This window comes from Nocardia sp. NPDC050697 (genome assembly GCF_040654395.1).
Lineage (GTDB): Bacteria > Actinomycetota > Actinomycetes > Mycobacteriales > Mycobacteriaceae > Nocardia.
In genome coordinates, this window is record NZ_JBFAHY010000004.1 from 475,448 (window position 1) to 495,790 (window position 20,343).

Below are 20,343 nucleotides of genomic sequence, written 5' to 3' on the forward strand. Positions count from 1 at the left end.
CAGCGCCGCCCGTCGGTCGACTATGCCCTCGAACAGGAGGTGAGCGCGATGACGATCATGGCTCCCGCGTTCCAACCGGACACCGCCACCGATCCGCGCGACCCGCTCGGCCGGCTGCAGCGCTTCTTCGACCCGGGCACGCTCCTGCCGCTGCACCCGCGCGACCGCTCCGGCGTGCTCGCCGCGATCGGCGAGGTGGACGGCGTGCGCACCGTCGCCTACTGCTCGGACGCCACCGTCATGGGCGGCGCCATGGGCGTGGACGGCTGCAAGCACATCGTCTCCGCCATCGACACCGCGCTGGACTCCGGCGCGCCGGTGGTCGGGCTCTGGCACTCCGGCGGCGCCCGGCTGGCCGAGGGCGTCGAGGCGCTGCACGCCGTCGGGCTGGTCTTCGAGGCCATGGTCCGGGCGTCCGGGCGGATCCCGCAGATCTCCGTGGTGCTCGGCTTCGCGGCCGGCGGCGCCGCCTACGGCCCCGCGCTCACCGACATCGTGATCATGGCGCCCGAGGGGCGGGTCTTCGTGACCGGCCCGGACGTGGTGCGCAGCGTCACCGGCGAGCAGGTCGACATGGCCACGCTCGGCGGGCCGGAGACGCACGGCAAGAAGTCCGGCGTCACGCACATCGTCGCGAACGACGAGGCCGACGCGGTGCACCGGGCCCGCCGGCTGGTCTCCATGGTCGCCGAGCAGGGCGAGTTCGACCTCGCCGCGGCGGCGCGCGGCGACGTCGACCTCAAGGCGCTGCTGCCGGAGTCGCCGCGCCGGGCCTACGACGTCAAGCCGGTGGTGCACGAGCTGCTGGACAATGTCGACGGCGAGTCCACCTTCGAGGAGCTGCAGGGCGGGTACGCGCGCAGCATGGTCACCGGGCTGGGCCGGCTCGGCGGGCGCACCGTCGGCGTGCTCGCCAACAACCCGCTGCGGCTCGGCGGCTGCCTGAACTCCGAGAGCGCCGAGAAGGCCGCCCGCTTCGTGCGGCTCTGCGACGCCTTCGGCATCCCGCTGGTCGTGCTCACCGACGTCCCCGGCTACCTGCCCGGCGTGAGCCAGGAGTGGGAGGGCGTCGTCCGCCGCGGCGCCAAGCTGCTGCACGCCTTCGCCGAGGCCAGGGTGCCGCGGGTGACGCTGGTGACCCGCAAGATCTACGGCGGCGCCTACATCGCCATGAACGCCCGCGCGCTCGGCGCCACCGCGGTCTACGCCTGGCCCGGCTCCGAGGTCGCGGTCATGGGCGCCAAGGCCGCCGTCGGCATCCTGCACAAGAAGGCACTCGCCGCCGCTCCCGAGGCCGAGCGCGAGGCGCTGCACGAGCGGCTCACCGCCGAGCACGAGCAGATCGCGGGCGGGGTGGAGCGGGCCGTCGCCATCGGGGTGGTGGACGAGGTCATCGACCCGGCCCGCACCAGGAGCACGCTGGCGGCGGCGCTGGCCGCGGTGCCCGCGGTCGCGAGCCATCACAAGAACATCCCGCTGTAGCAGGGTGTTCCGGCGGTAGCATCGCCGGATGCGCTACCAGGATCTCGCCGACGTGTCGTGCTCGATCACCCGGCCGCTCGTCGTGTTCGGGGACCGGTGGACGCTGCTCATCCTCAAGTGCTGCTTCAGCGGGATCCGGCGGTTCAACGGGTTCCAGAGCGCGCTCGGGATCTCGCGCAGCCGGTTGCTGGATCGGCTGGATCGGCTGATCGAGCACGGGATTCTGGTGAAGGTGGAGTCGGGGGAGTATCGGCTCACGCCGAAGGGGCACGACATCTATCCGGTGCTGCTCGCGATCCGGGACTGGGGGGACGCGCACATGGCGCCGGACGGGCCGCCGGTGCGGTACACGCACCGGGACTGCGCCGGGGAGGCGCATGTGCGGCTGGGGTGTGATCACTGCGGGGCGGAGATGACGGCTCGGGATGTGGTGCCCGAGCCGGTCGGTCCGGGGTAGCCGTCAGGCGCTGTGGAAGTGCACGGTGTCGGCCAGGTCGGCGCGGGTGGTGCGGAAGCCGTTGACCGGGTGCTCGGCGTCGGGGTAGCCGAAGGAGATGCCCGCGACCACGCGGTGGTCGTCGGGGATGCCGAAGTGGCGGCGGACGAAGGGGGCGTAGGTCGCCAGCGCGGCCTGCGGGGCGGCGCCGAGGCCGAGGCTCTGCGCGGCGAGCAGGAAGCTGTTCAGGTAGAGGCCGCAGTCGACGGCGGCGTAGACGCCCAGGTCGGCGGGGGTGCTCACGATCGCGACGTGCGGCGCGTCGAAGAAGTCGAAGTTGCGCATGGTCTGCCGGAAGGCCGCCGCCCTGTCGCCGCGCTCGATGCCGACGCTGGCGTACAGCTGGCCGCCGCACTCCCGGCGGCGCTCCTGGTAGACGCCGGAGTAGCCGGGCGGGAAGGGGAAGTCGGGGCCGCCGTCCGGTGCGGCGAGGTGCTCGCGCAGCGCGGTGCGGAAGCGCTCGGTGCCGGTACTGTCGGTGACCTCGACCCGCCAGGGCTGGGTATTGCACCAGGACGGCGTGCGCTGGGCGGCGGTGAGGAGCTGTTCGAGGGTGGCTCTCGGCACCGGCTCGGGGCGGAACTGACGGCAGGTCCAGCGTTCGTCCAGCAGGCGGCGCAGCGCGGTGTACCGGTCGATGTCGATCGCTGTCATCGGACTCCCTCGTCATGGTCTCTTTTCGAGACCGAACAGTAGCAGCGGGATTCGCTGTCGAGAAGTGTCCGGAGGTGGACCCGGTGCGCCGGGTTCGGTGGCGTACGCCACATTCTGGGGCACAATCGGCGCATGGCTGAGCCCGCCGACCGGGATCGGAAGCGGCACGGGCGGCACTACACCCCGCCCGCGCTGGCCGGATTCCTGGCGCGGCGGCTGCTGGCGCACGCGCCGCCGGGGCCGGTGCTGCGGGTGCTCGATCCCGCCTGCGGGGACGGGGAGCTGCTGCTCGCGGTGGCGCGGGAGGCGGCTTCCTCGCGGCCGGAGACCAGGGTGGAGCTGGTCGGGCACGATCTGCACGCGGCGGGGCTGCGGCTGGCGCGGAGCCGGGTGGCGGCGACCGGGGTCGAGGTGCGCTGGCGGGCCGGGGATTTCCTGGCGGCGGCGGACGGGCTGGTCGCGGGGCAGTTCCACGCGGTGATCACCAATCCGCCCTATGTGCGGACGCAGCAGCTCGGTGGGGCGGCCGCGACGGAGCTGCGGGCGCGGTACGGGCTGCGCGGGCGGATCGATCTGACGCATCCGTTCGTGGCGTCGGCCGCGCGGTTGCTCGCGCCCGGCGGGGTGCTCGGGTTGCTCTGTGCGAATCGGTACCTGACCACGCGGGCGGGGGCCAATGTGCGGGAGTTGCTGCGCGGCGAGCTGGCGCCGGTCGAGCTCTACGACCTCGGGGATACGAAGCTGTTCGGGGCGGCGGTGTTGCCCGCGGTGACGATCGCGGTCAAGGGGGCGGTCTCCGGGCCGTGCCGGTTCGTCTCGGTGTACCAGGTGGGTGGTGCTGTTCCGGCCGCGGAGCCGGTGGAGCTGTTCGACGCGGTGCTCGCGCCGCGGGGGCGGCGGATCGCGCTCGGGGAGCGGGAGTTCGCGGTGCAGGTCGGGGTGCTGGTGACCGGTGAGTCCGAGGCGGGCGAGCCGCCCGCGGCCGGTCGCGGGACGGCGGCTGACGTTTCCGGGTCGGTCTTCGGCGCCGCGGACGGGGGCGTGCCGCGGGCTGCGCGGGACACGACCCGCGGTGTGGCCGGCGGGCCCGAGCGGAAGGTGGCGGGGCCGGGGAGTGCCGCTCCGTGGCGGCTCTCGCATCCGGAGCTGGATGCGTGGCTGGGCGCGATCGGTGCCGCGACGTGGCGGCGGGTGGGGGAGCTGGGGCGGATCCGGGTGGGGATCAAGACGACGGCGGATCCGGTGTTCATCTCGGATCGGTGGGCGGCGGTGCGGCCGAGCCCGGAGCCGGAGCTGCTGCGCCCGCTGCTCACCCACGACGACCTGGCGCCGTGGCGGATCGAGCGCGGGCGGGATGTGCGGGTGCTGTACCCGTACGACACCGCGGCCACCCGGCGCACCCCGGTCGACCTGGCCCGCTACCCGGAAGCAGCGGCGTACCTGGCCGCGCACCGGGAGACGCTCGCCGCCAGGCACTACGTGGCGGCGGGCGGGCGCGCGTGGTTCGAGATCTGGGTGCCCCAGCGCCCGCACCTGTGGCGCGCGCCCAAGGTGGTGTTCCCGGATATCAGCGCCGTCCCGCGGTTCGCGCTCGACCGCTCCGGCGCGGTGGTGAACGGCGACTGCTACTGGCTCTCGCTCGCCGACCTGGGCGAACCCGCCGAGGAGCTGGCCGCGCTGTTCATGGGCGTCGCCAACTCGGCGCTCGGGCTGCGCTGGTACGACGCGGTGTGCGGGAACCGGCTCTACTCCGGTCGCCGCCGGTGGATCACCCAGTACGTCTCCCGGATGCCGCTCCCCGACCCGGAGGGCGCCGCCGCGCGCGCGGTGATCGCGCTGGCGGGCGAGCTGCTGGCGGGCCTGCCCTTCGACGACACCGCGGCCGCGCTGCTGGACGAGCGGGTCGCCGCGGCCTTCGGGCTGCGCGCGGGCTCAGGGCCGGGGGCGAACGCCGATCATGGGGAGCAGGGTGCGGCGGGCGAAATCGCGCCCCGCCTCGGCGTCATCGATCGGGATGAGCCCGTCCGGGGTGAGCGCGAGGGAGAGCGCGAGCCGGGCCATGATCTCCGCGATCAGATCGGGATCGACCTGCTCGGCGGTGCCGGGCTCGCCTAGCTCGCGCAGCTTCTCCGCCAGGTAGGTGCGGCCGATGGCGAGGACCGGGCCGGCGTCGGTGGTGAGCTTGGGCAGGATCAGCTCCGGCTCGGTGCGCAGCAGCCGGCGCAGCAGCTGGTTGCCCGCGATCGCCGTGATGAAGGCGACGAAGATCTCCACCAGCTGGTCGTCCGAGCCGCTGACGGTGCGCACCCGGCCGTCGATCTCGGCGACGAAGCGCTGCGCCTCGCGCACCGTCACCGCCTCCACCAGGTCGTTCTTGGATTCGAAGCGGCGGTAGAGGGTGGCCGGGCTGATGCCCGCCCTGCGCGCGATCTCGCCCATGCTGGTGCGCTTGATGCCGAAGTCGAGGAAGGCGGAGAAGGCGCTCTCCAGCAACCGCTCGCCGTCGGCCACGGGCTTCTCCAGGATGCGCTGGAGCATCGGCGGAACCGCGGACATCAAATCTCCCGTCGACGTGCAGTGATCCGACGAGATTATTTCACCCGCGGCGCTCGCCGATCAGCCGCGGGGCAGGTCGAAATCCGCCATTTCCCGCTCGATCGCATTGGCCGCGAAATCCACCCCGCGGCACCGTAACTCGTGGACCCTGCGCTGCAGCGCCTCGATTCCCCCCGGTTGGGCCGCGATGTCGGCCACACTGATCCGTCCCCCCGGCCGGTGCATACCCGAACGCTCGTACGCCACCGTGATACCTCCTGCCCACACGCAACGCCCGCGGCAAGCCGGAAGATCCAGCGCCGTGGCGGGGCGCTGTGATCATGTTATCAACGGTTCCGCGGTGGGCTCGGGGGTGTGTCGCCCCTCACAGCGCGGTGGCGTCCCGGTGGGGGGTCGTGTTGTGAAGGTACACAGCGGCGTTCAGCTTGATGCCGTCGCGCTCGGCGTCGCCGAGTTCGCGCCGCACCTTGCCCGGCACGCCCGCGACCAGGGATCCGGGCGGGATCCGGGCGCCCTCCGGGATCAGGGCATTGGCCGCGATCAGGCTGCCGGTGCCGATCACCGCGCCGTTCAGGACGGTGGCGCCCATGCCGACCAGCACGTCGTCCTCGACGGTGCAGCCGTGCAGGATGGCATTGTGGCCCACCGAGACCCCGCTGCCGACGGTGAGCGGGTAGCCGGGGTCGGAGTGCAGCACGCAGCCGTCCTGGATATTGCTGCCCGCGCCGACGGTGATGGTCTCCAGATCGGCGCGCAGCACGGCGCCGTACCAGATGCTCACCTCCGCGGCGAGCGTCACCCGGCCGATGACGGTCGCGGTGGGCGCGACCCAGGCGCGCTCGTCGATGTCAGGGGCGTGGCCGCCGATCTCGATTCTCATCCCTCGAACCTAGCCGGGGCGGAACTGGGCGCGGTGCCCGGCCGGGCTGGTCCCGAGCCTGCGCTGGAAGTGGTGGCGCAGGCTGACCGCGGAGCCGAAGCCGGCCCGGCCCGCGATCCGCTCGACCGTCTCGTCGGTGCTCTCCAGCAGTAGCCGGGCCGCGTCGACGCGCTGGTGCAGCAGCCACTGCTGCGGGCTGGCGCCGGTGCGGTCGCGGAAGCGGCGGGTGAAGGTGCGCCGGGACATGTGCGCGACCGCGGCCCAGCCGTCCAGCTCGATCGGATCGGCCAGGTTGGCCCTGGCCCAGACCATGGCGCGCTCGACCGGGTCGTCGTCGGCCGGGCCGGGGACCGGGACCGGGATGTACTGGGCCTGCGAGCCGCTCCGGTGCGGGGCGGTGACCAGGGCGGAGGCCAGTTCGGCGGCGGCGCGGGTGCCGTGGTCGGCGCGGACCAGGTGCAGGCAGCAGTCGAGCGCCGCGGCGACGCCGGCCGAGGTGACGATGTCGCCGAGATCGGACCAGAGGGTGTCGGCGCGGACCCGGACCGCGGGGAAGGCGGTGGCCAGCTCCTCGGCCGCGGCCCAGTGGGTGGTGAGTTCCCTGCCGTCGGCCAGGCCGGTCGCGGCGATGGCCCAGGCGCCGAGGCAGAGCCCGACGAGCCGGGCGCCGCGGGCATGGGCCGTGCGCAGGGCGGTGAGCAGCGCGGGGGAGGGGGTGGCGTGCTGTGGCCAGCTCGGGATCACGATGGTGTCGGCGGTGGTCAGGGTGGCGAGGTCGTGGTCGACGTGCAGGGCGAAACCGGCGGGGGTGGTGAGTCTTCCTGGGTGTTCGGCGCAGACCCGGACGGCGTAGGGGGTGGGGCCGTCGACGCCGACGCGGCCGAAGACCAGGGTCGGGACCGCCAGGTGGAAGGGGCTGATGGAGTCGAAGGCGAGAATCGCCACCTCGTGCATGGCCTGATCTTAGCGGTACGTGGCTTGCGGGCCACTGGTCCGGGGGCGGGCGCCGGCCGAGCATCGGTGGCATGACCTTTTCCTTCGAAGCACTGCATATCGGGGGGCCGACGCTGCGGTTCCGCTACGGCGGGCGCACCTGGCTCACCGATCCGACCTTCGACGAGCCGGGCGAGTACCCGGGCCCGGTCGCGCTGCACAAGCTGCACGGGCCCGCGGTGCCGCGGGCCGGGATCGGGCCGATCGACGTGGTGCTGCTCTCGCACGACGAGCACGCCGACAATCTGGATCGGTCCGGGCGGGAGCTGCTCGGGGAGGTGCCGCTGGTGCTCTCGACGCCCGGTGCGGGGGAGCGCATTCCGGGGGTGCGCGGGCTGGCCGCGTGGGAGACGGTGCCGGTGGGCGCGGTCGAGGTGACGGCGGTGCCCGCGCTGCACGGGCCGGAGGGGTGCGAGCCGGTGACCGGGGTGGTGACCGGGTTCGTGCTGCGCGCCGCCGGGGAGCCGGTGGTGTATGTGTCCGGGGACAATGCCTCGGTCGAGGTGGTGGGGCGGATCGTGGAGCGGGTCGGGGCGATCGATATCGCGGTGCTCAATGTGGGGGCGGCGAATGTCGGGCTGTTCGGGGACGCGGATGTGACGCTCAATGCGCGGACCGCGGTGCGGGCGGCGGAGTTGCTGGGGGCGGCGGTGGTGGTGCCGGTGCACGGGGAGGGGTGGGCGCACTTCAGCGAGACGCTGGAGCAGCTGCGGCGCGGGTTCGCCTACGCCGGGCGTGCGGAGCAGCTGCGGATTCCGGTGCCCGGCGTGCTGTTCGAGGTCGGGGCGCCCGCGTCGGTGTGAAGGTCGGCTGCGGTCGCGGGGTGCCTGCCCCGAGGGGTCGGCGCGGCGGGGCGCGGGCGCGGCGAGTTTGCGCCACGATGACCCCATGCGCATCGGAGTACCGCGGGAGATCAAGGACCAGGAGTTCCGGGTGGCGCTGACCCCGGCGGGCGCCGCGGAGCTGGTCCGGCACGGGCACGAGGTGCTGGTGCAGCGGGGCGCGGGGGTGGGGTCGGGGTTCGGGGACCGGGACTACACCGAGTCGGGCGCGGTCTCGGTGGCCGGCGCGGACGAGCTCTGGGGCGCGGCCGAGCTGGTGCTGAAGGTGAAGGAGCCGATCGCGGCGGAGTATCCGCGGCTGCGGAAGGGGCAGGTGCTCTTCACCTTCCTGCACCTGGCCGCCTCCCGCGCCTGCACCGAGGCGCTGCTGCGCTCCGGCGTCACCGCGCTCGCCTACGAGACGGTGCGCGCCCCGGACGGCTCGCTGCCGCTGCTCGCCCCCATGAGCGAGGTGGCGGGCAAGCTGGCGGCGCAGGTCGGGGCGTACCACCTGATGGCGCCGATGGGCGGGGCCGGGGTGCTGCCCGGCGGGGTTCCGGGGGTGCGGCCCGGCGAGGTGGTTGTGCTCGGCGGCGGGGTGGCCGGCGCCTGCGCGGCCGAGGTGGCCGCCGGAATGGGCGCGCAGGTGACGGTGCTCGACACCAACCAGGCCAGGCTGCGTGAGCTGGAGGTGCGCTTCGGCAGCCGGATCGTCACCGTCGCGTCCAACGACACCGAGGTCGAGCGGGCGGTGCGCGGCGCCGACCTGGTGATCGGCTCGGTGCTGGTCCCCGGCGCACGGGCACCGAAGCTGGTCTCCACCGAGCTGGTCGCGCGCATGCGGCCGGGCGCCGTGCTGGTGGATATCGCCATCGACCAGGGCGGCTGCTTCGCCGACTCGCACCCGACCACGCACGCCGCCCCGACCTTCCCGGTGGCGGACGCGCTCTTCTACTGCGTCGCCAATATGCCCGGCGCGGTGCCGCACACCGCCACCGTCGCGCTCACCAATGCCACGCTGCCCGCGGTGCTCGCCATCGCGGACCGCGGGGTGCGGGCCGCCTGCCGGGCGGACCGCGGGCTGGTGGCCGGGCTCACCCTGGCGAACGGCACGCTCTTCTCGCCGGAGGTCGGCGCGGCGCACGGCATCCCGGTCGCCGCGCCGGACCTGGGCTGATCACTCCGGGTCGGTGAGGTACCAGTCCGGCTCGGCCGCGGGCAGGTCGTGCAGCTTGTCGGGGTTGCGGACCACGTGGATGGCGGAGATCCGCCCCGCGTCGACGGTGAAGGCGAAGACCCCGGTGTGGTTGCCGTCGAAGACGAGCAGCCCCGGCCTGCCGTTGACCAGCACCGCCCGGCCCCAGCCGTGCTTGGCGGCCGGGGCGTGGTACCAGCCGACCAGCAGCTTCGCCACCAGCTCGGCGCCGGCCACCGGCCTGCGGATGGCGGGTACCTTGCCGCCGCCGTCGGCGGTCAGGCTGACCTTCCCGTCCAGCACGCCGAGCAGCGCGGCGAGGTCGCCGGAGCGCCAGGCCAGCGCGAAGGCGGAGACCACCCGCTCGTGCTCGTCCGGCGAGGCGGGGAAGCGCGGGGTGCCGTCCTCCACCCGCTTGCGGGCGCGCGAGGCGAGCTGCCTGACCGCGGCCGGGGTGCGGCCGACCACGTCCGCGACCTCGGGGCCGCTCATGCCGAAGACGTCCTGCAGCACGAAGGCGGTGCGCTCGGCGGGGGAGAGCGACTCCAGCACGACCAGCAGCGCCGTCGTGACCCGTTCGTCCTGGGTGACGCGGTCGGCGGGGTCGGCGGAGACGGTCACCTCCGGCTCCGGGAGCCACTCGCCGACGTACTGCTCGCGGCGCACGCGGGCCGAGCCGAGGTGGTCGAGCGCGAGCCTGCCGGTGACGGTGCTGAGCCAGGCGCGCAGGTTGTCGATCGGCGCACCGCCGGAGTCGGCGTGCCGCTGCAGCCGGAGCCACGCCTCCTGCACCACGTCGTCGGCGTCGGCGAGGCTGCCGAGCGTGCTGTAGGCGAGCCGGCGCAGGTAGGGCCGGTGCTCCTCGAATTCGCGCGCCAGCGCGGTGGTCTGCTCGGTCATCGCCATCCGCCGTTCCTCGTCGGGCCGTCACCGGGTGGACGATGTGGCCGCCTCGAGTGTGACAGCACCGGATAATCTCGCCGGATGTCAACGCCGCTCGGTCTCGCGCTCGGTTTCGCCCTGGATCGGGCGCTCGGTGATCCGCGGCGGTGGCATCCGGTGGCGGGGTTCGGGACCGGGGCGGCCGCGCTGGAGCGGGTGACGTACCGCGACGGCCGGGTGGCCGGGGTGGTGCACGAGGTGGTCGCGGTGGGGTCGGTGCTCGCGCTGGGCCGGTGGCTCGGGCGCGGTGGGTGGCCCGCGGTCGCGCTGGCGACCTGGACCGTGCTCGGCGGCACCAGCCTGGCGCGGACCGGGCGGCGGATGGCGGATGCGCTGGAGTCCGGGGATATCGAGGGCGCGCGGGCGCTGCTGCCCGCGCTCTGCGGGCGCGATCCGGCGTACCTCGATGCCGACGGGCTGGCGCGGGCCGCGCTGGAATCCATCGCCGAGAACACCTCGGACGCGACCGTCGCCCCGCTCTTCTGGGGCGCCGTCGCGGGCGTGCCCGGGCTGCTCGGGTACCGCGCGGTGAACACCATGGACGCCATGATCGGGTACCGGAACGCGCGCCACCGGCGCTTCGGCTGGGCCGCCGCGCGCGTCGACGACCTCGCCAACCTGCTGCCCGCCCGGCTCACCGGAGCGCTCACCGTCGCGCTCGCCCCCCTGCTCGGCGGCAGTGCCGCCGGCGCGCTCGCCGCCTGGCGCCGGGATGCCCGTGCTCACCCCAGCCCCAATGCGGGGGTCGCCGAAGCCACCGCCGCCGGTGCGCTCGGCATCCGGCTGGGCGGGCCGACCCGGTACGCGCACGGCACCGAACTCCGTCCGGTCCTCGGCGACGGGCGTTCCCCCGAAGTCGCCGACCTCCGGCGGGCCGTGGTGCTCTCCGAGCTGGTCCAGCTCGGGGCGGTGGTCGTGGTGGGGGCGTTGTCGACAATAAGTCAGCGGCGGGAGCGGCCGTAGCGGTCGGCGAGCCGCTGCTCGGTCGAGACCGGCTCCGGCTCGGAGACCTCCGCGACCGGGGCATTCACCGACTTCTCGGCCCGCCGAGCGCGGATCTCGGCATACGCGAAGTACCCGAGCCCCAGCGGCGCCATGATCCCGAACGCCAACCACTGCAACCCGTAGGACAGGTACGGCCCGGAATCCAGCTGCGGCAGCGGACTCGGCGTGAAAACCCCCGCCTGCCCCGCCTCCACCTGCAGATACCCGCCCCGCCCCCCGGTGGGCACGCTGGTCAGCGGCACCCCGAGCACCTCGGCCCCCTGCCCGGTGTCGATGGAGTACACCTGCCGGAACCCGTCCTGCACCGACGGCGCCCGATCCGGCGCGACCCCCTCGCTGTCCCGCACCCGGGCCTGCACCCGCTGCGTCCCGGCGGGCGGCTCGGGAACGGCGGGCGGCCGCGACCCGTCCACCGCCTCGACCAGCCCGCGATCGACGAGCAGCACCCGCCCGTCGTCCAGCCGGAAGGCCCCGAGCACGGTGTAGGCGGGTGCCCCGTCCAGGTGCCGCAGCCGCACCAGCACCGTGCTGTCCGGGAGGTACGCGCCGGTGGCGGTGACCCGCCGCCACTCGACCTCGTCCGGCCGCACCCCGGAGTCGGCGGCGAGCAGCTCGCCGATATCCACCGGCTCGGCCCGCACCGAATCGGCGATCAGCTGATTACGGTGCTCGGTGCTGGTGTTCTTGCCCAGCTGCCACGGCGCGAGCACGGTGAAGCACAGGTAGGCGAAGCCGGCCACCAGCGCGGCCAGGATGAGCCAGCTGGGCCGGAGCAGGAAGCCGAGCCGGCGCATCAGCGCTGCTCCCCGAGTTCGGCGCGCACCCAGTCGAGCAGCCCGGGCACCGCGGCCTCGATCTGCGCGCGGACCAGCTCGAAGCCGGCGTCGGCGCCGTAGTACGGGTCGGGGACGTCCGGGCCGTCGGCGGCCGGGTCGAAGCTGCGCAGCAGGCGGCGGCGGTCGTCCGGCACGCCGAGCCGGGCGAGCGCGCGCTCGTGGCCGGTGTCGAGCGCGACGATCAGGTCGGCGTCCCGGTGCGCCGCCCCGAACTGCGCGGCGACGTGCGCGTCGGCGTAGCCGGAGCGGCGCAGCACCGCGGCGGTGCGCGGGTCGGCCGGGTTGCCGACGTGCCAGTCGCCGGTGCCCGCGCTCGTCACCCGCACCCGCTCGGCCAGCCCGGCCCGTTCCAGGTGCGCCGCGAAGACCAGCGCCGCCATCGGCGATCGGCAGATATTGCCGGTACAGACGAAGGACACGTGCAGCTCACCCACACCGCCATTGTCCCCGCGGCCGCCGGTGCCCGGCCACGTAGGGTGTGCGGACGTGCCCGAGGACACCATCGACCACGCCGCGCTGCGGCACCACGGCGACGTGGAGGCGGTCCCCGGCATGCTCGATTTCGCGGTGAACGTGCGCGGCAGCGCGCCGCCGCCGTGGTTGCGGGAGCGGCTCGCGGCGCGCCTCGGCGACCTGGCGCGGTACCCGGCCGCCGCCGACGAGCGGCGGGCGCGGGCGGCGGTCGCCGCCAGGCACGGGCGGAGCCCGGAGGAGGTGCTGCTGCTCGGCGGCGCCGCCGAGGGGTTCGCGCTGCTCCCGAAGCTGGGGGCGCGCGCGGCCGCGGTGCTGCACCCGTCCTTCACCGAGCCGGAGCTGGCGCTGCGCGAGGCCGGGGTGCCGGTGCGCCGGGTCGTGCTCCGGCCGCCCTACGCGCTCGACTCCGCCGCGGTGCCGGACGACGCCGACCTGGTGGTGCTCGGCAACCCCACCAACCCGACCTCGGTGCTGCACCCGGCCGCGGCGATCCACGCCCTGCGCAGGCCGGGGCGGGTGCTCGTCGTCGACGAGGCGTTCCTGGACGCGGTCCCCGGCGAACCGGAATCACTGGCCGGGCTCGCCGCGCCGGACCTGCTCGTCCTGCGCAGCCTCACCAAGACCTGGGCGCTCGCCGGGCTCCGCTGCGGCTATCTCCTCGGCGCCCCGGAGCTGCTCGCCCGGCTCGCGCACGGCCGCCCGCACTGGCCGCTCGGCACCCTGCAGCTCGAGGCGATCACCGCCACCGCCGAGCCCGGCGCGGTCGCGTGGGCCGAGCGCGAAGCGCACGCGATCGCCGCCGAGCGCGCGGCGATGATCGCCGAACTGCGCGGCACCGGCCTCACCGTCCACACCCCGGCCACCGCCCCCTTCCTCCTGCTCGAGGCGCCGGACGGCGCCGCCCTGCGCGACCACCTCGGTACCCGCGGCATCGCCGTCCGCCGCGCCGACACCTTCCCCGGCCTCGGCCCCCGCCACCTCCGCGTCGCCGTCCGCGACGCCCCCGCCGTCGCGGCCCTCACCACCGCCATCCGCGAATACCTGAATCATGCGGCCGCCGCCACCGCGGACTGCGCCGCGCGAGAGCGCACTGCCGTGCAGCCCGCGTCCGGCCTGCGCGAGGCCGGGGCACGTCCCGATGCCGCCCGGGACAGCGCCGCGCGAGACCGCGTGGCTGTGCAGCCCGCGTCCGGCCACCGCGAATCCGGGGCGCGCGCAGACGCCGCCCGGGACCGGGCCACCCCCGCCCACCCCAGCCCCACAGGACGGAGCCACCGCCCATGACCACCCTGGCCGAGCTGATCGCGGTGCTGGACACCGCCTACCCCCCGTCCCTGGCGGAATCCTGGGACTCCGTCGGCCTGGTCTGCGGCGACCCCGCCGACCCGGTGCGCCGCGTGCACTTCGCCGTCGACGCCACCGAAGCCGTGGTCACCGAGGCCATCGAGGCCGGCGCCGAGGCCCTGGTCGCGCACCACCCCCTGCTGCTGCGCGGCGTCGACACCGTCGCCGCCGACACCCCGAAGGGCGCGCTCGTCCACCGCCTCATCCGCGCGGGCTGCGCCCTCTTCACCGCGCACACCAATGCCGACTCCGCGGCTCCCGGCGTCTCGGACGCGCTCGCGGAGACCCTCGGCCTCACCGGCCTCCGCCCGCTGGACCCGCAGGACGCGGCCCCGGTGGACAACTGGACCATCCAGGTCCCCCGCGAGCACACCGACGCCGTCGCCGCCGCGCTCTTCGCCGCGGGCGCCGGCGGCACCGGCGACTACCGCGACTGCGCCTCCATCGCCCCGTCCACCGGCCAGTTCCGGCCGATGGAGCACGCGAACCCGGCCATCGGCACGCGGGGGGAGCTGACCCGCGTCCCCGAGGACCGCCTCGAGGTGATCGCCCCGCCGGACCGCCGCCGAGCGGTACTCGCCGCCCTGCGCGCCGCGCACCCCTACGAGGAACCCGCCTTCCACATCAGCACCCGCGCGGCACTGCCCGCGGGCACCGGCCTCGGCCGCATCGGCACCCTCCCGGCCCCGGAGACGCTGCGCACCTTCACCGCGCGCGCCGCCGCCGCGCTCCCCGCCACCGCCTGGGGCCTGCGCGCCGCGGGCGACCCGGAGCGCGTCGTCGAGACGGTCGCGGTCTGCGGCGGCGCCGGCGACTCCTTCCTCGGAAAGGTCTCGCGCAGCGGGGTGGACGCCTACCTCACCGCCGACCTGCGCCACCACCCCGCCGACGAGCACCTGCGCGCGGGCGGCCCCGCGCTGATCGACGCCGCGCACTGGGCCACCGAATTCCCCTGGTGCGCACAGGCGGCGGCGCTGGTCCGGCGGGAACTGCCGGAGCTGATCACGCAGGTCTCCGCGCTGCGCACCGACCCGTGGACCCTCGGCTGCGGGCACTGACCGGCGAACGGCGCGTCACGCGGAGGTGACGGCTCGGTTCCGTACCCGATTCGCGCGAGATTCCCGCTCGCACAGGGGTATAACCACGGCATGAGTTACCCGGTGGATTTCGGGGTGCTGCAGGTCGGGCTGATCATCGCGATCGTCGTCGGCGTGGCACTGCTGGTTTCGGCGTTGGTCCGCATGCGCAGCTTCGGGCTGCGTGCCCTACTCGGCCGCGGCACGAGCGGCGTCGTGCTGCTCGTCGCCGCCCTGCTCCTGCTCTGGGTGGTCACCCTGGTGCAGACCTACCTCGGGCTGGCCGGCGAGGTGAAGGCCGCGCACGTCGTCGCCACCCCCGTTGCCGGGCAGGAGCATCGGATGGAGGTCAGGGTCACGCTCTTCGGCGACGACCAGCACGAGGAGCGCACCGAGACCTACCAGGTGGAGGGCGACCTCTGGGTGCTGCAGGCCAATATCGTCGAGCTGGAGCCCTGGGTGAACGCGCTCGGCTTCCACTCCGGGTACAAGGTGACCAGGCTCTACGGGCAGCGGCTGGACGGCGTCGCCACCGCGCAGAACCACCTCTTCCTGAACGGCGAGGACCGCGACTTCTTCCAGGACATGGACGAGGGCCGCTGGTACACGGAGCCCTTCGTGCGCTCCGCCTACGGCAACGCGGTGATCGCGACGCCGGGCGAGTTCGACGTCTTCATCTCGCGCGACGCCATCAAGACCAGGCCCGCCGAGTAGGCCACCCGCTGCGCGGTACGGTGGTGGACCGGCTCATGCCCCCCACCCCCCGTACCCCAGGAGTCTGCCCGCAGTGAATGTCGAACCATCGATCCAGGCCGCGCTGCTCCGGCTCGCGGCCGCCGATGCCGAGCTGACGCGGATCGCGCATCGGCGGACGGTGCTGCCCGAGCAGCAGGAGGTGGCCCGGCTGGAGGCGGAGCGCAACACCCAGAAGGACGCCGCCGTCAAGGTCGAGATCGAGATCGACGACCTGGATCGCGACATCCGCAAGCTGGAGGGCGAGGTCGACGCCGTGCGCAAGCGCGAGGAGCGCGACCGCGGCATGCTCACCTCCGGCGCGGTGCACGCCAAGCAGCTCACCGACCTGGAGCACGAGCTCGCCAGCCTGGAGCGGCGCCGCGGCGCGCTGGAGGACGACCTGCTCGAGGTGATGGAGCGGCGCGAGGCGTCGGCCGCCGACCACGACCACGCGGGCGCGCGGCTGAGCAGGGCCGAGCAGGAGCTGACCGATGCGCAGCGGCTGCGCGACGAGGCCGTCGCCGATCTGGACGTGGCGCAGAATCGCTGCGAGAACGACCGGGCTGGGCTGGTCGGGCAGTTCCCCGGCGAGCTGCTCGCGCTCTACGACAAGCAGCGCGCGGCGCACGGCGTCGGGGCGGCGCTGTTGCAGGCCAGGCGCTGCGGGGCCTGCCGGATCGAGCTGGACCGCGGCGAGATCGCCCGGATCGCCAGGACCGAGCCCGACGTGGTGCTGCGCTGTCCGGAGTGCGGGGCGATCCTGGTGCGCACCAAGGAATCGGGGCTGTGAGCGCCCGGCCGGACACGGTGATCGTCGAGGCGGACGGAGGGTCGCGCGGCAATCCCGGACCGGCCGGGTACGGGGCGGTGGTCTTCGACGCGGAGCGCGCCGAGGTGCTCGCCGAGCGGCGCGCGAGCATCGGGATCGCGACCAACAATGTCGCCGAGTACCGCGGGCTGATCGCCGGTCTCGAGGCGGCGGTCGAGCTCGGGGCGGCCCGGGTCGAGGTCCGCATGGACTCGAAACTCGTGGTCGAGCAGCTCTCCGGGCGCTGGAAGGTCAAGCACGTGGCCATGATCCCGCTGGCCGAGGAGGCGCGCGGCCTGGTCGCGAAGTTCGACTCCGTCACCTTCACCTGGATCCCCCGCGCCCGCAACAGCCACGCCGACCGCCTCGCCAACGAGGCCATGGACGCCGCCGCCGGCGCCGAAGTCCCCCCGCTCGCCGCGGCGGGAAGCGCGGCTGCGCAGGCCGCGCCCGCGAAAGCCGCTGCCGACGCGCCCCCCACGGGGCGAACGGTGGCCGACGATGCCTCGGCGACCGCGGTTGTCGCGACCGCGCGGGATCGGGCACCGGGCTGGACCGGCGCGCGGGGGGCGCCGACGCGGCTGCTCCTGCTGCGCCACGGCCGCACCGCCCTCTCGGTCGAACGCCGCTACTCCGGCCGCGGCAACCCGCCCCTGGACGAGGTCGGCCGGGAGCAGGCAGCCCGCGCGGCCGCCATGCTCGCGACCCGCGGCGGCATCGACGCCGTCGTCTGCTCCCCCCTGGCCCGCGCCCACGCCACCGCGACGGCCGCCGCGCAGGCCATCGGCCTCCGGGCCGAGATCGTCGACGACCTGATCGAGACGGATTTCGGCACCTGGGAGGGGCTCACCTTCACCGAGGCCGCCACCCGCGACCCCGAGGCGCACGCCGCCTGGCTCGGCGACCCCGCCCTCCCGCCGCCCGGCGGCGAGAGCTTCGCCGCGGTCCGCACCAGGATCGAGCGCGTCCGCGACGACCTCCTCGCCCGCTTCCCGGAGCGCACGGTCCTGGTGGTCAGCCACGTGACCCCGATCAAGACCCTGCTGCAACTGGCGCTCGACGTCGGCCCGACGCTCCTCTACCGCCTCCATCTGGACCTGGCCGCGCTCTCGATCGCCGAGTTCTACCCGGACGGCGGCGCCTCGGTCCGCCTGGTGAACGACACCTCGTACCTCTGAAGCACCGGCACTGACCTGCGGTTTCACACCGGGCGGGCTACTACCGCCCGGAAGGACCGCGAATTATCCCGCATGACAACGGTTTCCGCCCGGTGAACCGGGAACCCTGCGGTGAATCTCACTCCGGATCGTTTCGGCCCCCGGCCGCCGGTAGGCTTTCACGCGGTCAAGCACGGACACCTCCCTCCCCCCGGTGAAACCGGTTGTGAGCAGGGCATTCTCGACGAGGTGGTGCCGGTGCGCCCCGGCCGGGTGCCGGGGATGTTCGATGGGAGTTGCACGTTCTATGGTCGGTCCGGCGAAGGTCGTTGTTCTCGGTGCCGGAATCGGCGGATTGACCGCGGCGGTCGCGCTCCGGCACGCCGGAATCGGCGTCGAGATCTACGAGGCCGGGCCGGAGCTGCGCGCGCAGGGCTCGGCGCTCTCGGTGCAGGCCAACGCCATCCACGCGCTCCGCACCCTCGGCCCCGAGCTGGAGCGGGAGCTGCTGACGCGCGGCGCGCGGGTCGAGAGCTTCCGCTTCTGCCGCCCGGACGGGAAACCCCTGCGGGAGCTGCCGGTGCGGACGCAGGAGGCCAGGCTCGACGCGCCCAGCATCGCCATCCACCGCGCCGACCTGCACGCCGCGCTGCGCGCCGCGGCCGGCGACACCCCGATCCACCTGGACGCCCGCGCCACCCGCTTCGTGGACGGCCCCGACCACGTGCGGGTCGAGTTCGCCGACGGCCGGGTCGCCGAGGGCGATGCCCTCATCGGCGCCGACGGCATCGGCTCGGTGGTCCGCGCCCAGCTGCACGGCCGCGCCGACCCGCGCCCCGGCGGCTTCGTCTGCTGGCTGGCCTGCATCCCGTTCGAGCACGCGGCGGTGCGACCGGGCTCCTCCACGCACTACTGGGGCACCGGCATGCGGTTCGGGCTGCACGACATCGGCGACGGCCGGGTGTACTGGTGGGGCACGAAGACGCTGCCCGCCGCCGAGGCCGCCGACTGGAAGGGCGGCAAGGCCGAGCTGCTCCGGCTCTACGCCGGCTGGGCGCCCGAGGTGCGCGCCTGCATCGAGCAGACCGACGAGGACGCCATCCTCGCGGTGCCCGCCCAGGACCGCCCGCCGCTCACCGCGTGGGGCCGGGGCCGGGTGACGCTGCTCGGCGACGCCGCGCACCCCATGCTCCCCGCGCTCGCGCAGGGCGCCAACGCCGCCATCGAGGACGCCGTGGTGCTGGCCGCCGCGCTGCGCTCGGCGGTCGACCCGGCGCTCGGGCTGCGGCGCTACGAGCGGGCCCGGATCGAGCGCTCGGCCATGTTCGTGGACGGCTCGCGCGCGCTCAGCCGGATCGAGCAGACCACCGGCGGCACGCTGGTCGCGCTGCGCAATACCTACTTCCGGCTGGCGCCCACCGAGTTCTTCCTGCGCGAGCTGAGCAAGCCCATGACCTTCCCGCCGCTGGACGGCCCGGTGGCCGAGCTGCCGCGCGCGCTCACCCCGGCCGAGCGCTGGCACTGGATCGCCGACCAGCTGGCCCCGCTGCACGTGGTGGCGCGGGCCAGGGTGCACGGCACCGTCGAACCGGCGGCGCTGCGCGCGGCGCTGGACGAGGTGCAGCGCAGGCACCCCGCGCTCCGGGTGGCGGTGGCCGCGCAGCCAGACGGCACCGAGCCCGAGTTCGTCGCGGTCGAGCGGGAGATCCCGCTGCGCGAGGTGACCGCCGCCGAGCCGGAGGGCTGGCTCGCCGAGATCGACGGCACCGAGCTCGCCGAGCCCTTCGACACCGCCGCGGGCCCGCTCGCCCGCGCGGTGCTGGTGCACGCCGCGGACGGGTCGGGGGCGGATCTGCTCATCACCCTGCACCACGCCGTCGGCGACGGGCAGAGCGCGCTCACCGTGGCCGAGCAGGTGCTGCGGGTGGCGGCGGGCGAGGCCGGGGAGTACCCGGCGGCGCCGGTACGGCCCGGCGCCGAACAGCTCTTCCCGGACGGCGTCGGCGGCGCGAAGCACCTGGCGAGCTCGGTGCTGCGCGACCAGCGGGCCCGCTTCGAACGGGCGAAGCGGCTGGTGCCCGCCGAGCTGGCGGAGCCGAAGCTGCGGCGCAGCCGGGTGGTGCATCGCCGGATCGACGGGGACCGGCTGGAGACGCTGCTCGCCCGCTGCGCCGAGCACGGCGTCGGGGTGCGGGCGGCGCTGGCGGCGGCGCTGATCAGCGCCACCGCACGGGACGCGGGGGTCGAGACCGCGGCCACCTACGCCATCGGCAGCCTGCTCGGCTTCCGCGACCAGCTGCCGGTCTCCGATGCCGAGGTCGGGGTCTACCAGGGGCTGATCAGCTCCACCGCGGAGTACGCGCCGTGGACGCCGCTGTGGGCGGCCGCCGCCGAGCTGGAGGGCGGCCTCGGCACCAGGCTCGCCGATCGGGATCATCTCGCCGCGCTCGAGCTGCTCCGGCTGACCGCGCCGAAATCGGCGGCGAAGGCCGGGTCGGCGGTGACGATGATGGACAAGAACGGCCCCGGCCACCTGTGCCTGACCTACCTGGAGCGCCCCGCCTTCCCGGACAAGCTGGGCGCGTGGCGGCTCTCCGGCGCGCAGTTCGTGGCGGGCATGTCGGTCTGCGGCTTCGTCTCGGCGACCGCGACGGTGCTGCACGGCGAGCTGTCCCTCAACGTCGGCTACGTCGAACCCGCCGTCTCCGCGGAGCGGGCGGAGCGGCTGGCCGACGAGACGGTGCGGGCGCTGCTCGGCGCGCTCTGACCCGATCCGCACGCGCCACGATCCACCGCGACCGATGGCGGGGTCCGCGTCCTGGCACGGCTCGGCACCGAGTGCACACCGACCAACTGGCCGTCGAGACCCGGGGGAGAGGGGATCGGCGG

18 protein-coding genes and 2 pseudogenes are annotated in these 20,343 nt (G+C 74.7%); 12 read left to right on the plus strand and 8 right to left on the minus strand.

Features of this window, described 5'->3' with window-relative positions; all coding sequences use genetic code 11:
* Nucleotides 1-48 precede the first annotated feature (48 nt).
* Both AB0H71_RS17835 and AB0H71_RS17840 read left to right on the plus strand, forming a co-directional pair.
* On the plus strand, nucleotides 49-1,482 hold the full coding sequence (locus tag AB0H71_RS17835) for a carboxyl transferase domain-containing protein (protein WP_357021587.1): 1,434 nt from the start codon (nucleotides 49-51) through the stop codon (nucleotides 1,480-1,482).
* 28 nt (nucleotides 1,483-1,510) lie between these two features.
* Nucleotides 1,511-1,939, plus strand: coding sequence for a helix-turn-helix domain-containing protein (locus AB0H71_RS17840; protein WP_357021590.1), 429 nt, complete (start codon nucleotides 1,511-1,513; stop codon nucleotides 1,937-1,939).
* A gap of 3 nt (nucleotides 1,940-1,942) precedes the next feature.
* Here the strand turns inward: AB0H71_RS17840 and AB0H71_RS17845 are convergent, their stop codons facing one another.
* On the minus strand, nucleotides 1,943-2,632 hold the full coding sequence (locus tag AB0H71_RS17845) for a nitroreductase (protein ID WP_357021593.1): 690 nt from the start codon (nucleotides 2,630-2,632) through the stop codon (nucleotides 1,943-1,945).
* 132 nt (nucleotides 2,633-2,764) lie between these two features.
* Here AB0H71_RS17845 and AB0H71_RS17850 point away from each other — a divergent pair.
* Nucleotides 2,765-3,283 (plus strand): annotated as a pseudogene (locus AB0H71_RS17850) (N-6 DNA methylase); the annotation flags it as partial.
* Between the two features lie 1,281 nt (nucleotides 3,284-4,564).
* Here the strand turns inward: AB0H71_RS17850 and AB0H71_RS17855 are convergent.
* The 4 genes from AB0H71_RS17855 to AB0H71_RS17870 form a co-directional block, all read right to left on the minus strand.
* Entirely contained in the window at nucleotides 4,565-5,188 is a 624-nt protein-coding gene (locus AB0H71_RS17855) for a TetR/AcrR family transcriptional regulator (protein WP_357021594.1), read from the minus strand.
* Nucleotides 5,189-5,248: 60 nt separating this feature from the next.
* Complete coding sequence (locus tag AB0H71_RS17860) at nucleotides 5,249-5,386, minus strand: hypothetical protein (RefSeq protein ID WP_233016653.1); 138 nt, start codon at nucleotides 5,384-5,386, stop codon at nucleotides 5,249-5,251.
* Between the two features lie 166 nt (nucleotides 5,387-5,552).
* Nucleotides 5,553-6,068 (minus strand): gamma carbonic anhydrase family protein, encoded by a 516-nt coding sequence (locus AB0H71_RS17865; protein ID WP_357021598.1) that lies wholly within the window; start codon nucleotides 6,066-6,068, stop codon nucleotides 5,553-5,555.
* Nucleotides 6,069-6,077: 9 nt separating this feature from the next.
* Nucleotides 6,078-7,022: a helix-turn-helix domain-containing protein gene (locus AB0H71_RS17870; RefSeq protein ID WP_357021601.1), complete on the minus strand. Its 945-nt coding sequence runs from the start codon at nucleotides 7,020-7,022 to the stop codon at nucleotides 6,078-6,080.
* 71 nt (nucleotides 7,023-7,093) lie between these two features.
* Between AB0H71_RS17870 and AB0H71_RS17875 the strand changes: the two genes are divergently transcribed.
* Both AB0H71_RS17875 and ald read left to right on the plus strand, forming a co-directional pair.
* Nucleotides 7,094-7,864, plus strand: coding sequence for an MBL fold metallo-hydrolase (locus AB0H71_RS17875; protein ID WP_357021604.1), 771 nt, complete (start codon nucleotides 7,094-7,096; stop codon nucleotides 7,862-7,864).
* 85 nt (nucleotides 7,865-7,949) lie between these two features.
* Nucleotides 7,950-9,059 (plus strand): alanine dehydrogenase, encoded by a 1,110-nt coding sequence (ald, locus tag AB0H71_RS17880; RefSeq protein WP_357021607.1) that lies wholly within the window; start codon nucleotides 7,950-7,952, stop codon nucleotides 9,057-9,059.
* Here ald and sigJ read toward each other — a convergent pair whose 3' ends face one another.
* Nucleotides 9,060-9,983 carry an RNA polymerase sigma factor SigJ gene (sigJ, locus tag AB0H71_RS17885; protein WP_357021610.1) on the minus strand — a complete coding sequence of 308 codons (924 nt, stop codon included), beginning with the start codon at nucleotides 9,981-9,983 and terminating at the stop codon, nucleotides 9,060-9,062. It abuts the gene before it with no gap.
* Nucleotides 9,984-10,061: 78 nt separating this feature from the next.
* On the opposite strand from sigJ, the gene AB0H71_RS17890 reads away from it, so the two are divergent.
* Nucleotides 10,062-10,982 (plus strand): cobalamin biosynthesis protein, encoded by a 921-nt coding sequence (locus AB0H71_RS17890; protein ID WP_357021612.1) that lies wholly within the window; start codon nucleotides 10,062-10,064, stop codon nucleotides 10,980-10,982.
* Here AB0H71_RS17890 and AB0H71_RS17895 read toward each other — a convergent pair.
* The gene (locus AB0H71_RS17895; protein ID WP_357021615.1) at nucleotides 10,961-11,818 is read right to left on the minus strand and encodes an SURF1 family cytochrome oxidase biogenesis protein; all 858 of its coding nucleotides are present in this window, start codon (nucleotides 11,816-11,818) and stop codon (nucleotides 10,961-10,963) included. The two genes, AB0H71_RS17890 and AB0H71_RS17895, sit on opposite strands and share 22 nt — an antisense overlap.
* Nucleotides 11,818-12,294, minus strand: coding sequence for a low molecular weight protein-tyrosine-phosphatase (locus AB0H71_RS17900; RefSeq protein WP_357021617.1), 477 nt, complete (start codon nucleotides 12,292-12,294; stop codon nucleotides 11,818-11,820). Before AB0H71_RS17900 ends, AB0H71_RS17895 begins: the two co-directional genes overlap by 1 nt.
* Before the next feature lie 52 nt (nucleotides 12,295-12,346).
* Here AB0H71_RS17900 and cobC point away from each other — a divergent pair.
* From cobC to AB0H71_RS17930, 6 genes and pseudogenes are all read left to right on the plus strand, one after another.
* Nucleotides 12,347-13,372 (plus strand): annotated as a pseudogene (gene cobC / locus AB0H71_RS17905) (Rv2231c family pyridoxal phosphate-dependent protein CobC); the annotation flags it as partial.
* Nucleotides 13,373-13,614: 242 nt separating this feature from the next.
* Nucleotides 13,615-14,736 (plus strand): Nif3-like dinuclear metal center hexameric protein, encoded by a 1,122-nt coding sequence (locus AB0H71_RS17910; RefSeq protein WP_357021619.1) that lies wholly within the window; start codon nucleotides 13,615-13,617, stop codon nucleotides 14,734-14,736.
* A 90-nt stretch (nucleotides 14,737-14,826) separates the two neighbouring features.
* Nucleotides 14,827-15,468, plus strand: coding sequence for a hypothetical protein (locus AB0H71_RS17915; protein WP_357021621.1), 642 nt, complete (start codon nucleotides 14,827-14,829; stop codon nucleotides 15,466-15,468).
* A gap of 73 nt (nucleotides 15,469-15,541) precedes the next feature.
* A complete protein-coding gene (locus AB0H71_RS17920) occupies nucleotides 15,542-16,279 on the plus strand; it encodes a C4-type zinc ribbon domain-containing protein (protein ID WP_357021624.1) in 738 nt (245 codons plus the stop codon).
* Nucleotides 16,276-17,475 (plus strand): bifunctional RNase H/acid phosphatase, encoded by a 1,200-nt coding sequence (locus AB0H71_RS17925; protein WP_357021627.1) that lies wholly within the window; start codon nucleotides 16,276-16,278, stop codon nucleotides 17,473-17,475. Before AB0H71_RS17920 ends, AB0H71_RS17925 begins: the two co-directional genes overlap by 4 nt.
* 286 nt (nucleotides 17,476-17,761) lie before the next feature.
* The gene (locus AB0H71_RS17930) at nucleotides 17,762-20,221 is read left to right on the plus strand and encodes an FAD-dependent monooxygenase (protein WP_357021631.1); all 2,460 of its coding nucleotides are present in this window, start codon (nucleotides 17,762-17,764) and stop codon (nucleotides 20,219-20,221) included.
* Nucleotides 20,222-20,343: the final 122 nt, after the last annotated feature.

Coding starts and splice junctions, on each gene's coding strand:
- AB0H71_RS17835 (WP_357021587.1), top strand. CDS start 49: ATGACGATCATGGCTCCCGCGTTCCAACCGGACACCGCCACCGATCCG.
- AB0H71_RS17840 (WP_357021590.1), top strand. CDS start 1,511: ATGCGCTACCAGGATCTCGCCGACGTGTCGTGCTCGATCACCCGGCCG.
- AB0H71_RS17845 (WP_357021593.1), bottom strand. CDS start 2,632: ATGACAGCGATCGACATCGACCGGTACACCGCGCTGCGCCGCCTGCTG.
- AB0H71_RS17855 (WP_357021594.1), bottom strand. CDS start 5,188: ATGTCCGCGGTTCCGCCGATGCTCCAGCGCATCCTGGAGAAGCCCGTG.
- AB0H71_RS17865 (WP_357021598.1), bottom strand. CDS start 6,068: ATGAGAATCGAGATCGGCGGCCACGCCCCTGACATCGACGAGCGCGCC.
- AB0H71_RS17870 (WP_357021601.1), bottom strand. CDS start 7,022: ATGCACGAGGTGGCGATTCTCGCCTTCGACTCCATCAGCCCCTTCCAC.
- AB0H71_RS17875 (WP_357021604.1), top strand. CDS start 7,094: ATGACCTTTTCCTTCGAAGCACTGCATATCGGGGGGCCGACGCTGCGG.
- ald (WP_357021607.1), top strand. CDS start 7,950: ATGCGCATCGGAGTACCGCGGGAGATCAAGGACCAGGAGTTCCGGGTG.
- sigJ (WP_357021610.1), bottom strand. CDS start 9,983: ATGGCGATGACCGAGCAGACCACCGCGCTGGCGCGCGAATTCGAGGAG.
- AB0H71_RS17890 (WP_357021612.1), top strand. CDS start 10,062: ATGTCAACGCCGCTCGGTCTCGCGCTCGGTTTCGCCCTGGATCGGGCG.
- AB0H71_RS17895 (WP_357021615.1), bottom strand. CDS start 11,818: ATGCGCCGGCTCGGCTTCCTGCTCCGGCCCAGCTGGCTCATCCTGGCC.
- AB0H71_RS17910 (WP_357021619.1), top strand. CDS start 13,615: ATGACCACCCTGGCCGAGCTGATCGCGGTGCTGGACACCGCCTACCCC.
- AB0H71_RS17915 (WP_357021621.1), top strand. CDS start 14,827: ATGAGTTACCCGGTGGATTTCGGGGTGCTGCAGGTCGGGCTGATCATC.
- AB0H71_RS17930 (WP_357021631.1), top strand. CDS start 17,762: ATGGTCGGTCCGGCGAAGGTCGTTGTTCTCGGTGCCGGAATCGGCGGA.